Source organism: Bacillus gobiensis (assembly GCF_001278705.1).
In the GTDB taxonomy this organism is placed as follows: Bacteria; Bacillota; Bacilli; order Bacillales; family Bacillaceae; genus Bacillus; species Bacillus gobiensis.
The window spans coordinates 3,109,317-3,124,558 of sequence record NZ_CP012600.1 but is presented as its reverse complement, the minus strand read 5'-3'; the positions used below and the strand labels follow the sequence as shown (position 1 = coordinate 3,124,558).

Here is a 15,242-nt window from a genome sequence, read left to right as displayed (position 1 = left end):
AAATTTCACGCTAAGTGCAATGGATAGATAGATTCTTTAATGTTTTTAAACTGAAATGTACTCAAGTCAGAGGTGCTTAAACCAGGCGAATCAACGGTAATGATTTCTTTGGCAATGGTTTGAAAAGCTGCACGGAAATGATGGCTTGATTTTAGGGCAACAGCCTTATAGGTAGTTACATCAATTCCATGTAACAAGAACACCTGATCGTCAAATGTTTGCGAGCGAATAGAGGTGACAATCACATCGACATTTCCAATTTGTAAACGAGCCGACTTTCCAAGATTTACTTTACTGCCCTTCCACATGGGAGAGGTTTGGTGAAAAGATCCATCTGTCAAGCATTTTACATAGGCTGTAACAGAGAGAGGGCTTCCATGAAAGGAATCGGTTTTGCCACCAAGTTTAATAGAAATAGTACTGCCTGCCCCTGCTTTGTGTGCGGCAAATGCTGCTTCAGGATCATAAATAAAGCCAAAACAAGTTCCAGGTACATTTGCCTCCAGCATAGCCTTTAATAAACATGTTCCGTCTCCAGAAGTTCCGGCGCCAGGATTGTCAGATGCTTCATTAATTACAATCGGAAAATCATTCCTTGACATGGCATACTGAATAGCTTCTTTCGGACTGTAATAGGTTTTGAAAAAACGTTCTCTTGCCTCCCAAATGTTTTTAACTATCTCCTCACAAAGTTTTCTAGCAAGCTCGACATTGTTATTGGTTGTAACAATTACACTTGCGCCATTTTCAGCAAAATCTGAATATGGAAATCCATGGTAAAATGTACAATCGATTACATCAGGAAGGTCTTCAAATGTACGGCAAAGGTCATTTAATTCCTTTACAGGAGATAGATACGTAGTAGATGTAGGGATCATTAACGGAAGCTTTTTGTAAGCAGCAGACACCTTTACTGTTCCTTGAACAAGCTGAAAAGCAAGGTCCATGGCTTCCATTCCTCTTTCATATGAATCTGTATGGGGATATAAATTGTTCCCGATATAAAGATTTGCAGCTTTTATCATTTTGTCTGTTACGTTTGCATGAAGGTCTAAATTTACGACTATTGGAGTCTTTTCTCCAACTAGTTCTCTAATGGCTGCTACAAGGTCTCCTTCTATATCCTCCGTCTCCTCAGCTACACCTGCTCCATGCAAATAGAAACATACAGCATCAATCGGACCTGCTTTTTCCAGCGATTTCAGCAAGTTATCTTTTGCCGCAAGATAGGTTTCTTTTGTAATGATTCCAGATGGCACAGTAAAGGCACTAAAAGTTGGTATGAGTTCAACTTTGAGTTCTTCACCTTTATCGATCATCCCACCCAGAAAATCGTTGACACCCTTGTGCTTTTTTATAAGATCGGCTCCAATATCCCACTCCCATAGCTTAAATAGTTCTATTGTAGTTTTTATTGTTGAAAATGTGTTTGTTTCATGTACTAACTGCCCAATAGCAACCCTCATTAACTCACCTCCTTTTCTATGCTAAATTAATTCTGTACAATTGACGGGGTCTTCCTCGGTTAATAGGCTGCTCCTCACCTACTACTTTAGCGAGTTCGTTTTTTTCAAGAATAGATAGAATTCTTCTTGCACTTCTTACTGTAATGCCGAGGCCGTTTGATAATTCTAGCGCTGTGATACTTGTGTTCCCAATGCTGCTGCAATAAGAAAGAAGCTTATTAATAGTTGCTACGCTCAATCTTGCTTTTTTAGCCAGAGAAACTTTTCGCGGGTTATCACTTCTAATCGAGTATTCAAGATGAAAAAATTCTCCAATTGGTCCATGGATCGTTCCATCGATATCTGCAGCGTAACAACTGCCCATATTTAATTTTGCTTTGTTTAAAGCTTCTCTGGCTTTTATCTCTCCTTCGTTTGCTGTTCGGCCAAATCCAATACCTAAACATGCTTGAATCCCTGTTTTGACGGCAATGTCATTTAGAAGACTAATATGAGAGAAATGATTTGTAGCCTCTTCCATGGCTCCTCTAGTAGTTACGAACCGCATCTCTTCACGGTTCGACCAGTCGAGTAACGCTTGAGCTTTTTCACCAAAATCAATAAGAATATTTTGCAGTACAACACGTTTTCTTTGTTTATCGTAAGCGGTAAGCCGGTCTGATAAATTGCTGAATCTTATAATGCCTATCGCGAGTTGGGTGTTAGCCTGTTCAAGGGTTTTCCCTTCTAAAAGCACTTGTTCTAAGCTTGAATAAATGGAGGATCTGGTTGGGACGACTTGAAAAGCAGGAACACCAAGTTCTATTAACCTGTCATATACAGATCTTACGCAAGTGATAGCAACATCTATTGCTTGTTTGATCCAGAGATTATAGTGAAAGTATACGAGCTGTTCAGTTCCCTCTCTTATATTAAAGTCTTTAACAAACAATTCAGCCACGTTAATTTCAAGTTCATCAAGAGATTCTTGAACATCATTTTTTTCTAGTGTGTCAATGCTGATTCGAGGAGTATTATTCATAAGATTACGTCCGGTTTCATTAATCATTTTGAAAAGAACCCGATATAATGTGGTACCTGTAACAGGAACATAAACCATTGGTTTTGTGAATCCATTAAGTTCCTGTTTCACTATCTGGTAAGGGATGAGCCCTGCAAATAAAATGATATCGGCATTGTTTTTATGCCTATCTAGAATCGTTAATGTCTCTTTTTCTGTCGTATATGAAGCGGGAATCAATGTTAATTCAGGATAGGTATGTCCAATATTTAAAATAAGAGAGACTGTATCTTGTGGACCGATTACCAAGATAGTTAGAGGCATGGTTTTATCTCCTTAATTTTTAATCAATTCTGAATTTTCTGCTTTGCTTAATAATAACTGGGTACTGGAATTAAAATCAATGTCCGTAAATAGACCTTAAATCTATTTACACTGACCCTCATAAAAATAGAAAACAAAAAACTCTTTCTCGCTTTATCATGGTAGTATGTTAAAATGATAGAAACTATCGAACGAAGGGAAAGAGACTTCATGAAGCGTGTAGCAATCATTGGCAGCAGCGGAGGGAACTTGTTTAATTTGGGCGGGAAACAGCCAAAACTCCTCCTTCAAGAAATAGAATCGCAATGTAAAGCAGCCGGGCTGGAGATTTCTGCTGTGCAATTTGTAGAAGCAGCAGAATCTATGGATTCAGCAAAAGCTGCGACAAAAGCCGGGCTTTGGCACCTGAATCAATTCTGGGAAGTTGAAAAACAAATGGAAGGAACGCTGAATGACGTTAATCACGAAGCATCCATTATTGATAGAAAAATAGAACAAGAAATTCTGGCGGGAACGATTGACGCGTTAATTTGTATGAGTGCTGATCCAAAGGGAGCTAATTCACTTGCGATAAAGGCGGCAAGCGAGAAGCAAATTCCGATTGTAGGGACCGGAGGCACGTCAATGGCGCTTATTAGCTCATCAGGCGGTAAGGTTATTGCCACATCAGGTACGACTGGAACGACAAATCGAACGAGAGCCGTATCCTTTGTCACCTCGTTAAGCAAGCACTGGGGGTTGAGTTATCGTCCTGTTCTCGGAAATGCATCTCAAGTGAATGGATCATCAAAGGGTACTGGCTTGAAAAATATCAATATTCGCGGAATCATGATGGCGGGGCTCCCGGGATTTATTGCGATGGCGATTATTTTGGCCTTAAGCCAAATTCCTGGCTTGTCCGCTTTTGACAAAGTGTTTGAAACTTTGATCGGCGCATTGCCTGTTATTCTTTCTGTTATTGCTGCAAAGCAGGTTTCCGAGCTGGATGAAGTCTCGATCGTAGCAGGCGTAGTCGCAGGGGTTCTTTCTGTGAACGGGGGAATTATCGGAGGCATCATCGGCGGGATCTGTGCCGGGCTTATGGTTAAGTTTTTGTTTCGAAAATTCGTGGAATGGAAGTTTCCGATGACAACCGTCAACATCGCAGCAGGAGGGTTTGCCGGGCTGCTATCGGGGCTCTTGGTTTATTTCTTTATCGGCCCGGTTGCTCTAGCTGCCGGGGATCTGATCAAACAAGTAATAGAGCAAGCGATCGCCTTCAATCCGTTGCTGGCCGGGCTTCTGGCCGGGCTTCTTATTTGGCCGGCGATGTTGGGCGGGATATATCATGCGGCGATTCTGCCCGTCGTTTTGCTTGAAATGGAGAAAACGGGAAACAGCTTTTTAGGAGCAGTAGATTTGGTTAGCTTAGTCATGGTGGCAGCAGGCATTAACTTGGCCAATATTATCAGCCCGCGCGATAAGGGAGAAGCTGCAGTGGCAGCTCCAGGCTTTTTGATTAACGTTGGATTTGGAACCTTTGTGGAATCTGCGTATCCGTTCATGTTTTCCAACAAGCTTGTTTTTGCGGGAGCTCTAGTATCCGGGGGAGTCGGTGGAGCGATCGTCGGATTGTTCCAAGTCCGTGCGACAGCTTACGTTCCTTCAGTTACAGCGCCGCTTTTAACCAATCACGTAACAGGCTTGATTTTGGCGATGGCAGCTGCGCTAATTTCCGCTTTTGTCATTACTTTTGTTGTGAATCGAGTGTATTCGATGAAAAGTAAAGCGTAATAGTATACATGCTCCGGTTGGGACTTGCTGTTTCTGCCGGAGCATTTTTTTGTAGCTAACTGGATTTCTTTCCTGACCGGGGTTTTTTGTGACCTTACATAAGTTTTTTCTGCCCGTTGCTGAAATTATTGCGACCACTTTTCGTTTTTTTCTGTCCTTTATCGAAATTTTTCGCCTGCGACCATAGGGGTGTTCACAAAATGTTTATTTCTTGAAAAAAATAGACGGAAAACACTTGAAAAAGTTTGTGAAGTATTGCACAATATAAATGTGAAATGTTTCACATACCAAATCATCAAAAAGGAATGATGAATGATGGCAGGAAGAAAAGTGAATCGTGTTGCATTAATTGGAGCTGGATTTGTAGGCAGCAGTTACGCCTTTGCATTAATTAACCAAGCAATTACAGACGAATTAGTGATTATTGACGTGAATAAGGACAAAGCGTATGGTGACGCACTTGATTTAAACCACGGAAAAGCATTCGCTCCACATCCGACAAAAACGTGGTATGGAACTTATGAAGACTGCAAAGATGCCGATGTCGTATGCATTTGCGCCGGTTCAAATCAGAAGCCTGGTGAAACAAGATTGGAATTAGTCGATAAAAATTTGAAAATATTCAAAAGTATTGTAACAGAGGTAATGACCAGCGGATTTGACGGAATCTTTTTAGTCGCTACGAATCCTGTTGATATCCTTACTTATGCGACATGGAAATTCAGCGGGATGTCTAAAGAAAGAGTGATCGGAAGCGGCACAACTCTGGACACAGCAAGATTCCGCTTTATGCTCAGTGAATACTTTGGCACAGCCGCGCAAAATGTGCATGCTTTAATTATCGGTGAGCATGGAGATACAGAGCTTCCGGTATGGAGCAGCGCTTATGTAGGCGGAATTCCTGTCAGAGATTTACTCGAGAGACATGAGCAGTATAAGCAAGCGGATTTAGAAAATATTGTAGATAAAGTAAAGAATGCGGCTTATGAAATCATTGAGAAAAAAGGCGCGACCTATTATGGGGTTGCGATGAGCTTGGCTAGAATTACAAAGGCCATTCTATCTAATGAAAACAGTGTATTAACAGTAAGCACCTATCTTGACGGGGAATATGGCGAAGAAAATATATATATTGGTGTACCGGCTGTCGTCAATCGCGAAGGAGTAAAAGAAGTAATGGAATTGAACTTAAACGAGAAAGAAAAAGAACAATTCCGGCATAGTGCACGTGTTTTGAAAGAAATTCTGAGCCCGCATTTTGAATCTGTCACTTCTTAAGGATATTTTTTATAGCGGTACGATAATATAGACAAAGGACATCGGTTCCTTTGTTTTTTTGTATGAACGATTAACCGATATCTTTCGTCATATAAGTAGAGCATACTCAAAAAGGGGGCGTATCACCGGTTGGATCAGGCGGAAGAAAGAGAATTGGTTGCGAGAGCAAAAAATGGGGAAGATTCGGCTTTTACGAAGCTGTTTCAATCCAACTATATGTTTTTATATAAATATGTAATGAAGCTTACCCTTCAGCCTGATCTGACGGAGGATCTGATTCAGGAAACTATGCTGAAGGCATACGTCCACCTTCAAAGCTTTCAAGTGAATTCAAAGTTTTCTACTTGGCTCATTTCTATCGCATCCCGCTTATTTATTGATCAAGAGCGTAAGAAAAAAAGAGAGAAGAAACGTTACGAAAAAGCAAAGGAAGACGTCATTCGAAAGGCACAATGGAAGGTAACGGCTAATGGAGAGGAATGGACGGAAATATTGGAGTTGTTTGCCGGAATCGATCCAGATGTCCGTACGCCAATATTGCTGAGGCATTATTACGGCTTTACCTATCCGGAAATTGCGAAAATGCTCGGACTGAAGGAAGGAACGGTAAAAACCCGTGTTCACCATGGGTTGAAGCGGATTCGAAAGGAGTGGTCGTAATGAAGGAAAGCAAAGAGTGGACAGAACAATTTAAATCAGAGCTCAACAAATTAGAAGACATGCAGGAAGTAGAGGTTCCGGAGCAATATCAGCTGATGAATGTCTTACAAGAATATAAAGCCCGCCGACAAAAAACATTTAAACGTGAAATTGTCGCATTTTTACTCACCGCGATTCTGGTTCTTGCCATGCTCGTATTAATTAGCTTGAAAGTAACAACGGCTTTTCTATGGATTCAAGGCTTGGCGCTTTTTTTCATTCCGATCATTTTTCTAGCCGAAAAAAAACGCAGGAGCAAGCAGGATGAGGTGACCAAGCTTTGACACATGATCAACATGTAATACTTGCGATTCTGCTTGTAGCGCCAATTTTACTTACACAAAGCATTTTTCTGTTTTTGGATGCGAAGAAAAAAGGGGCGTATGCGTGGTTTTGGGGGCTTTGGGCACTGATTCAATTTCCGTGGCCTTCTATCTTTTACTATTTTTTTGTGGTTCGCCCTTACCGGAAAAAGAGCTAAGGATACCGGCATGCAGCTGCTGCCGGTGTTTTTCTTTATAAGAAATTTGTCGAATAATCGATATATTAGAATTTCCGTCGATAAAATAAAAAAATCGCCGATATCATTTTGAACTTTACCCCAATTGCTTCAAAAACAACACTCGATCGTGATTTTGTCCGTCATAATTGGATTTGACAGAAATTCCATCTACCGTTTTATCGCCTTTCTCAATTATAAAACCCATCCTGGTATGATAATCGATCGATGCCTTATTTACTGGTGACGTAATACAGCGAACGATTGAGCGGCCGTTTTCCTTTACTTCGCGAAAAAATTCAACATATAACTGCTTGCCGATTTGCTGTTTTCGGTAGTCGGGATGAACACCGACAAAGTGAATGTAGGCTTCTGTGGGACTCGATTGGGACAAGAACCCTATGAGGAAACCGATGATTTCACCTTTCTTTTCGGCGATAAAACTAGTATTCTGAAAATGATCGAAGAATAATTTTGGCAGCATATCAGACATCTGTCTGCCGCCCCACCAATCGTTGATTAACGGGGAAATAATATAATAATCAGAAGATTGAACGTTACGAATGTGCATAATGAACCTCCTCGTTTTTAATATCAATACATAGGGAGATGAAATTAAACAGCTATCCACGTCTCTCGTTGATAATGAAAGTTTATCACTACAAGGGTTAAAATAGAGTATTAGACGGTTATCAAAAAAAAAGAGAAAATTGGACATAATGATCTGTGACACAGGGCATAGCAGTCAGGTAAAAAGAACAATTAAAGGAGTGCCATTTGTGAGTAAGAAACCCGCCTATGAACCTCTTCCGATACAATTTTATAATAAGCCCACATTGGAGCTGGCGAAGGCTCTGCTGGGCTGTCTGCTAGTAAAAGAAACGGATGAAGGTATTTGTTCAGGATATATCGTAGAAACAGAAGCTTATCGTGGTCCCCATGATCGTGCGGCACACAGCTTTGGCAACCGGAGGACAAAACGGACAGAAGTGATGTTTGCTGAAGCTGGAAGAGTTTATACGTATACGATGCACACCCATACGCTTATCAACGTCGTTTCTGCTGACGTTAATATACCAGAAGCCATCTTAATCCGTGCTGTCGAACCATATGAAGGACTGGATTTGATGGAAACTAGAAGGCCCGGGAGACAACCGCGAGAATGGACAAACGGGCCCGGAAAGCTGACGAAGGCTCTTGGAATTACTTCTGATGATTACGGAAAACTTTTCACGGAGTGGCCCGTATATATTACTGCAGGCTATCTACCAACCCATATCTCTTCCGGACCTCGGATCGGCATCGACAATACGGGGGAAGCCCGCGACTATCCTTGGCGCTATTGGATCACTGGAAATACGTATGTATCCAGAAGGTAAATGGCACACTAGTATCAGGTTTTTAAATGAAAGTGATAGGGTAGAGTAAAAGAAGTACGTATCCCTAATTCATCCTGCACAATTCGGGATAAACTACCTTGAACGGAAAGGATCGGTCATCAATGAAAAAATTCATCCGAAATGTGATTAAGTGGGCTCCGGTTATTTATCCGGTCGTCAAAAAAATTCTCAACGAGAGGAAAAAGAAGAAAACAAGATCGAATTTTAATTAACTAGAGCGGCTGAAAATCTTCAGCTGTTTTTTTTATTTAAAAACATATTCTTCCAAGATTATGATATGATCTATTATATTCTGTAAAAAGGAAGTGCAGCATGATCCGCCGTTTTTTTACTTATTATATCCCTCATAAAAAATTGTTTTTTATCGATTTTACCAGCGCCGTTATCGTTGCGTTATTGGAGCTCGCTTTTCCGCTGACGGTTCAGTGGTTCATTGACAAGCTTCTGCCAAGCGAAAACTGGCCGGCCATTGTTTGGGTCAGCATTGGTTTGCTGCTGCTTTATTTGCTAAGTACGGGTCTTCAATACGTGGTGAATTATTTAGGCCACAAGCTCGGCATCAATATCGAGACCGATATGCGAAAAGCACTGTTCAGCCATGTCCAACGGCAATCCTTTCGTTTTTTTGATAATACGAAGACCGGTCATATTATCAGCCGGATCACCAATGATTTAAATGACGTCGGAGAGCTTGCCCACCATGGTCCGGAAGATCTGTTTATTTCTATTATGACCTTCATTGGCGCTTTTTGTATCATGTTGAGCATTAATGTTCAGCTCGCGTTAGCCTCCATTTTAGTTGTTCCGTTTTTAATTTGGCTGATTATTTACAGTAATTTAAAAATGAACAAGGCGTGGAAACAAATGTACAGCGATATCGCAGACATCAATGCGCGAGTGGAAGACAGTGTGTCTGGCGCACGAGTCGTTCAATCCTTTACGAATGAAAAACATGAAGTTACCCGTTTTGTAAAGGATAATCAAAATTACCGCCGGGCCAAGCTGTTTGGCTACCGAACCATGTCAATCGGGCTGTCAGGTATCTACATTATGACCCGCTTGATTACGCTGCTTGTCCTTGTGTACGGAGCTTGGCTTAGCTATACTGGAAACTTGAGCTACGGGGAGCTCGTCGGGTTTATCCTTTACGTGAATGTGCTATTGAAGCCGATTGATAAAATCAGTGCATTGATGGAGCTCTATCCGAAAGGAATGGCCGGCTTTAAACGATTTATCGAGCTGATGGATTCAGAGCCAGATGTGAAAAATCGCGAAGACGCTATAGAAATTACTTCGTTAAAAGGGGATATTAAGTTTGCCAACGTAAGCTTTGGCTACGACAAGAGCAAACGAGTGCTTAACGGATTGAGTATGAATATCCGTGTCGGTGAGACGATCGCGTTTGTCGGCCCTTCAGGAGCTGGAAAAACAACCATCAGCTCACTGATTCCGCGTTTTTATGATGTTAACGGCGGTCAAATCACAATTGACGGAATAGACATTAGAGACATGACAAAGGAGTCGCTGCGTTCACAAATTGGAATCGTTCAGCAGGACGTCTTTTTGTTCACCGGAACCCTTCGTGAAAATATTGCTTACGGAAGCCTGAATGCCTCGAACGATGAAATAGAAAAAGCGGCAAAATTGGCTCATCTTGAGAGCTTTATTGCTTCCTTGCCGAATGGATACGATACGCAAATCGGCCAAAAGGGATTGAAGCTATCAGGCGGCCAGAAACAGAGAATCGCAATCGCCAGAATGTTTCTGAAAAATCCGCCGATCTTAATTTTAGACGAAGCGACCTCAGCTCTCGATACAGAATCAGAGCTGATCATTCAACGAGCGCTGACGGAGCTTTCAAAAAACAGAACGACTCTTGTAATTGCGCACCGCCTCGCCACAATCCGAAATGCTGACCGCATCATGGTCATTACGGAAAAAGGAGTTTTGGAAGAAGGACGGCATGATGAACTGATTAAAAAGGGCGGACTATTTGCAGACCTGTATAACATACAATTTCAGAAAGTATAAAAAACGAGGATGCTCTTTCATCCTCGTTTTTTTCTCGTAAGCATTATTTGATATCCGATCAGCAAAAGCAAGGATGCAATTGAAATGTATAGGCCAATAAAGAAATAAGGTGTTGTATACGTCATTTCGATTTGATAGGATCCTTTTTCTAAAGGGACACCTATAAATGCTTTGTTCACGATAATAGGATCTATTTTCTCTCCATTTACGTGCACGGTCCAGCCGTTGCTGAATGGGATAGAGGTCGTTAAAATTCCTTTTTGCGTCGACTCTATTGTTCCACTCACTTTTCCTTCGGTAACAGTTGCATTCTCCATCCCTTTAGTTTTTAATTCGAGAGTCTCCTGGTCATCCGGCGGCACACGGTATACTTCAATCCGATCCAATTGATAGGTGCCGGGAGACAGACGGACGGTAATTTCGTCTTCGTCATACATCCCTAAGTTAAAAAGAGTCTCTTTCACAGGGAAGGTGTAGATATTACTTTCAGAATTTCGAATCGTTTGTTTGCCGCCTGCACGGATCTCAAAGGAATTTCCGTTTACCTCGTTTATTTTAATTTTAACCATCGTTTCTTCTGCAGAATCGCTTTTGTTTACTGGAATATGAATGGCGGCATTTTTGTCGGCTGTAAGTCGATTGCCATGTGTCTCAATATTTTCATAAGATACATTCACAGAAACCTTAGAGACAGGAAGATCCTTTACTGAATAGCGATGAAGGCCGTCGGTATGTTTTTCATCGATAACTGCAGCTTTTGCGAGCAGTGAATCTCTGTAAGGGGTTGCAAGCTGATCAAACTCTTGCTGCGTCACATAGTTGTACTGCATATAAGCAATCGGCAGTGCATAAGGATTTTCATAAATGCTTAGATTTTCGGTCTCACGTATTTTCTTCGCACCGAACGGAATAGGTGAGTAATCCTTATCGTAAATCATGTATTTCACTCCGAGCGCATTGTGCAGATGAAAACGGTCATCAAAATTGCGAAAGATGTTGACGCTGTTTGACGAGTGCAAGATTGAATAGTCTTCTTTGAAAAAACGGTGCACTTTCTTATTTATCATGCTTTGATAGGCGCTCGTTCCATTAAAGTCCTGAATCATTGGTGTGTTTTTTGCTCCAGCCTCACTCATAATTCTGTAGAAGCCTGGGTCATTTGCTTGGATCTGGCGGATAGCTTCAGCTGCTTCTTTATTCTCTAAATCCTGTGAGTCAAAGTAGGAAGATGTAATGTTATTTTGTCCGTAATGGCCGGCTAAGGTGGTTTTAGAATAAAAATAATCAATCATCAGGATATTGCCTGCAATAAGTAAACATAGCAGAAGGCTAACCCATGTTGTCTTTAAATATCGAATCGAAAAGAAGACAGCTGTCACAAGCAGCGTTCCGATCAATAGTAAGCGATCCGACCCGGAAATCGCCGTTCCGTTCATAATTGCTGGCTTCATCTGGATCGTACCAATGAGTGCTGCAGCGCATAATCCGACCAATAAAAGATTCATAGACTGATGGTATTTTACGATCGTATCAAAGCTATATGAAGCAGCAAGGGAGACAGTAAAAACCAACAGATAAACCCATCTCGATTGCATGTCTGATAGACCATTGAAAAAAGAGAAACTAAAAGGGATAAAATACAGACCGTACATAAACAGAGCTAAAACGGTGATTCTTTTCCCCTCGATTGAAAGTCGTGAAAAGGAAAGAACAATGAGAAACAAAGTAGCAATCGGCAGGCCAAGAACGTAATACGGATCGTCTATAAAAAACGTTTTATGCAAGGCAGAAACGTAATAATCGCTTGTGAAAAACAATGGAACATTTGGTGATCCGAAGCTTCGATCAGCGTGAAACAATGAATTAACAGCAGGGAGAAATGCAAAGGCCGCAAGACCAAGCGCCAACAAGTAATGACCGGATAAATAAAGGATGTCTCTAACAACCAATATCAGCTTGCGGTGGTGATACGTGAATATCGCATACAAAAACAAAAAGACGCTAGACATAAAAGCGAAATAAAAGTTGGAAGAAATCATAAGAGCCGCAGCCAAGACAAAAAGTAAGGGCTTTCGATCCCGGGCAAGCCGTTCATAACCGAGAATGACCAACGGCAGCCAAACGATCGCATCAGCCATGAAATCCCATAGCATGGAATGCCGTAAAAAGATGATCGATCCGCCGTATATAAGCGGGGATATGATGGCGGCAGCCTGGCTCCTGTTTCCTTTTATTAAAAGTAAATACATGAAGAGCATGGAAAGAAATGATTTGTACACGCTCATCCACAGCTTTATCGTAAATACATCTTGAAGGTTTGTTTGCTTAAAGATCAAACTGATCCAAAAAAAGATTGAAGTTGTATAATAATAGCCGAATTCCCCGAATAAATCCCCGCCGATGCCGTATTGCCACGACCAAAAAAAGTCGCCGCTTGTAAACATCTTTGATAACAGAAGCAAAAAAGCCCCGCCCTGATGCAAGGAATCACCAGTCCCTGTAAAGTAAGAATGGCTTGAAAATAAGAAATAAAAATGTATGAATACAGCAAATAGTGCAAAAACAGAAATCGAAAGTAAGAAAGATCTTTTTGTTTGATTCATTGTACACATCCTAAGCTGAAAAAATTGCTGTACATAAAAAATAGCAGAAACTCGTATGAGTATCTGCAAAATAGAATAGAAATTTACAAAAATTTAACAATGTTTTAACAATGTTATTTTTCAATAATATGTTGATATGATCCATGAGTGAATCACTTGCTTGCAACTTTTTGTTCGTATTCGGTACTGACAGCAGCATTTTCTGGAGGGTGAAGCCTCATCAATGCAACATACCCTACAAATGAAACAAACACACCAACAAACCAAGAAATATCATACAAGCCTTTAAATGCGGGTACATAGAAACCAATTAATGATATAAACGCACCGAGTAAAGTAGCGAGGAACGCACGATAATTGTAGCCTTTATAGTACGTATACTGCCCATCTACTTTGTATAACTCGTCGACATTTAACTCTCGTTTTCTAATGATAAAGTAATCTGCAATCATGACGCCAGCGACTGGTCCCAGCATTCCTCCAACTAATCCGAGAAATGAAAACACACTTGTTTCATTCTCCATCAGCTTCCACGGAACAGTAAACAACGCGATCATTGCGGTAATATAGCAGCCTCGTTTAAAATTGATAAATTTAGGCAATGCATTTGCTAAGTCATATGCTGGAGAAACTATGTTTGCTGCGACGTTAACGGATATTGCAGCAACACAAAGGGTAATAACCGATAATGCAATAACAAACGGATTATCAAATTGCGCCAAAATATCAACAACATCCCATATTGGTTCGCCAAATGCAACTTGTGAACCAGAAGTTACAGTGATACTTGCGAAAGCAAATAACGCAAACGTACCTGGCAATCCGTAAAATTGACCTCTGATTTGCTCTTTTTGTGATTTTGCAAAGCGGGTAAAGTCAGGTATGTTCAGAATCAGTGTAGCCCAAATCCCGATAATTCCAGTTATTCCTCCGACAAACGGCCAAAATGCTTCTTCAAAGGTTTGGAATTTTCCCGGTTGCTCATAAATTGGTCCTAAACCGCCGGCGATATCGATCGCCCACCATACCATTCCGCCGAAGACGAGATAGACGAGAGGTCCCGCCCATACTTCGAATTTTTTAATCGATTCCATTCCATGATTTAAAACTAATAAATGAATCGCCCAGAAAAATACGAATGATAAGAGACCGGATAAATGAAGCCCGAATAAATTCCACTCTCCGCCAATGTTACCCCAGCCTGGCCAAATATTTAATAATAAAATGTTGATTGCCGTACTCCCGGCAAATGTTTGGATACCGAACCACATGATTGCAACAAAACCGCGAATTAATGCCGGAATGTTAGCGCCGTATACCCCGAAAGATGAACGAATCAATACTGGAAACGGTACACCGTATTTTGCTCCAGCATGTCCATTTAATGCAAGTGCCGCGTATAGTATGAGGGACGCGATTGTAATAATAGCTAACACCTGCCACGGAGACAGTCCGATCGCGATCATTCCGCCAACTGTTGCATATGTTGGGATATTATGAATGCAGCCCATCCAAATGGAAGCAAAGTTAACAGCTTTCCATGTTCGTTCCTCTTGTTTGATAGGAAGTAAATCTTCATTGCTTAAAGAATTTGATTTCTCCCCATCTTTTAAAATTGACCAGCGACTCATATATAATCTCCTTTCCCATGTAAGGTTATTTAACGTCTAATGTTATATAATATAATTGAATTGTCTGATTATTACACTGGTCAATTTGAACAAATTTTTTAGTTTTTTTTGATGTATTAAACAAAAGGGCATTTGGGGGATCTGCGAATAGGGGGAAAGGTGGAGCATACTGGAATCAGTGATGTTGAAGAAACCTTTTTCAGTAGGCCTTGAAAAAGTAAAAAAACACCCTGCTGAAGAAAGGCAGCAGAGTGCTTTTTTATATAGCGAAAAATACGAGGACTCCAATAATCATAAGAAAAAGAATTATGAGACCTCCTAAAAGGGAGACAGCGAGGACAATGCAGCCCGCAGCTGTTCTGTTCGTAACCAGCAAGTAAACTCCTAACGTAATCAAACTGAAGAAAAATCCTAAAATTCCCCATATCCATGGATTACGGTTATGCTTCGGGGCATCGATTGCTAGAAAGACAGCTATTGCAACAGAAACTATAAAACCTAAAGATAATTCCATAAAGGTCTCCTTTATATGGTGCGA

General features: G+C 40.9%; 14 protein-coding genes. 8 read left to right on the top strand and 6 right to left on the bottom strand.

Annotated features, from left to right (window positions below; all coding sequences use genetic code 11):
- Positions 1 to 5 precede the first annotated feature (5 nt).
- Both AM592_RS15660 and AM592_RS15655 read right to left on the bottom strand, forming a co-directional pair.
- A complete protein-coding gene (locus AM592_RS15660) occupies positions 6 to 1,466 on the bottom strand; it encodes a M81 family metallopeptidase (RefSeq protein ID WP_053604673.1) in 1,461 nt (486 codons plus the stop codon).
- Positions 1,467 to 1,482: 16 nt separating this feature from the next.
- Positions 1,483 to 2,790: a helix-turn-helix domain-containing protein gene (locus tag AM592_RS15655; protein WP_053604672.1), complete on the bottom strand. Its 1,308-nt coding sequence runs from the start codon at positions 2,788 to 2,790 to the stop codon at positions 1,483 to 1,485.
- Between the two features lie 210 nt (positions 2,791 to 3,000).
- Between AM592_RS15655 and AM592_RS15650 the strand changes: the two genes are divergently transcribed.
- The 5 genes from AM592_RS15650 (at position 3,001) to AM592_RS15630 (ending at position 7,021) form a co-directional block, all read left to right on the top strand.
- Positions 3,001 to 4,563 carry a PTS sugar transporter gene (locus tag AM592_RS15650; RefSeq protein ID WP_053604671.1) on the top strand — a complete coding sequence of 521 codons (1,563 nt, stop codon included), beginning with the start codon at positions 3,001 to 3,003 and terminating at the stop codon, positions 4,561 to 4,563.
- Between the two features lie 315 nt (positions 4,564 to 4,878).
- Complete coding sequence (locus AM592_RS15645) at positions 4,879 to 5,841, top strand: L-lactate dehydrogenase (protein ID WP_053604670.1); 963 nt, start codon at positions 4,879 to 4,881, stop codon at positions 5,839 to 5,841.
- 129 nt (positions 5,842 to 5,970) lie between these two features.
- Positions 5,971 to 6,501, top strand: coding sequence for an RNA polymerase sigma factor SigY (gene sigY / locus AM592_RS15640; RefSeq protein ID WP_053604669.1), 531 nt, complete (start codon positions 5,971 to 5,973; stop codon positions 6,499 to 6,501).
- Entirely contained in the window at positions 6,501 to 6,824 is a 324-nt protein-coding gene (locus AM592_RS15635; protein WP_053604668.1) for a DUF5345 family protein, read from the top strand. Before sigY ends, AM592_RS15635 begins: the two co-directional genes overlap by 1 nt.
- Entirely contained in the window at positions 6,821 to 7,021 is a 201-nt protein-coding gene (locus AM592_RS15630; protein ID WP_053604667.1) for a hypothetical protein, read from the top strand. The genes AM592_RS15635 and AM592_RS15630 overlap by 4 nt, the downstream gene beginning before the upstream one ends.
- Positions 7,022 to 7,136: 115 nt before the next feature.
- Here AM592_RS15630 and AM592_RS15625 read toward each other — a convergent pair whose 3' ends face one another.
- Complete coding sequence (locus AM592_RS15625) at positions 7,137 to 7,610, bottom strand: GNAT family N-acetyltransferase (protein WP_053604666.1); 474 nt, start codon at positions 7,608 to 7,610, stop codon at positions 7,137 to 7,139.
- A 208-nt stretch (positions 7,611 to 7,818) separates the two neighbouring features.
- On the opposite strand from AM592_RS15625, the gene AM592_RS15620 reads away from it, so the two are divergent.
- The 3 genes from AM592_RS15620 (at position 7,819) to AM592_RS15615 (ending at position 10,470) form a co-directional block, all read left to right on the top strand.
- Positions 7,819 to 8,418, top strand: coding sequence for a DNA-3-methyladenine glycosylase (locus AM592_RS15620; RefSeq protein WP_053604665.1), 600 nt, complete (start codon positions 7,819 to 7,821; stop codon positions 8,416 to 8,418).
- Between the two features lie 122 nt (positions 8,419 to 8,540).
- Positions 8,541 to 8,651 carry a hypothetical protein gene (locus AM592_RS24725; protein ID WP_225970243.1) on the top strand — a complete coding sequence of 37 codons (111 nt, stop codon included), beginning with the start codon at positions 8,541 to 8,543 and terminating at the stop codon, positions 8,649 to 8,651.
- A gap of 100 nt (positions 8,652 to 8,751) precedes the next feature.
- Positions 8,752 to 10,470, top strand: coding sequence for an ABC transporter ATP-binding protein (locus AM592_RS15615; RefSeq protein ID WP_053604664.1), 1,719 nt, complete (start codon positions 8,752 to 8,754; stop codon positions 10,468 to 10,470).
- Positions 10,471 to 10,487: 17 nt separating this feature from the next.
- Here AM592_RS15615 and AM592_RS15610 read toward each other — a convergent pair whose 3' ends face one another.
- The 3 genes from AM592_RS15610 to AM592_RS15600 all read right to left on the bottom strand — a co-directional run bounded on the left by AM592_RS15610 (position 10,488) and on the right by AM592_RS15600 (position 15,218).
- A complete protein-coding gene (locus tag AM592_RS15610) occupies positions 10,488 to 13,073 on the bottom strand; it encodes a YfhO family protein (protein WP_053604663.1) in 2,586 nt (861 codons plus the stop codon).
- Positions 13,074 to 13,225: 152 nt separating this feature from the next.
- The gene (locus AM592_RS15605; protein ID WP_053604662.1) at positions 13,226 to 14,704 is read right to left on the bottom strand and encodes an NCS1 family nucleobase:cation symporter-1; all 1,479 of its coding nucleotides are present in this window, start codon (positions 14,702 to 14,704) and stop codon (positions 13,226 to 13,228) included.
- Positions 14,705 to 14,963: 259 nt separating this feature from the next.
- On the bottom strand, positions 14,964 to 15,218 hold the full coding sequence (locus AM592_RS15600; protein WP_053604661.1) for a hypothetical protein: 255 nt from the start codon (positions 15,216 to 15,218) through the stop codon (positions 14,964 to 14,966).
- Positions 15,219 to 15,242: the final 24 nt, after the last annotated feature.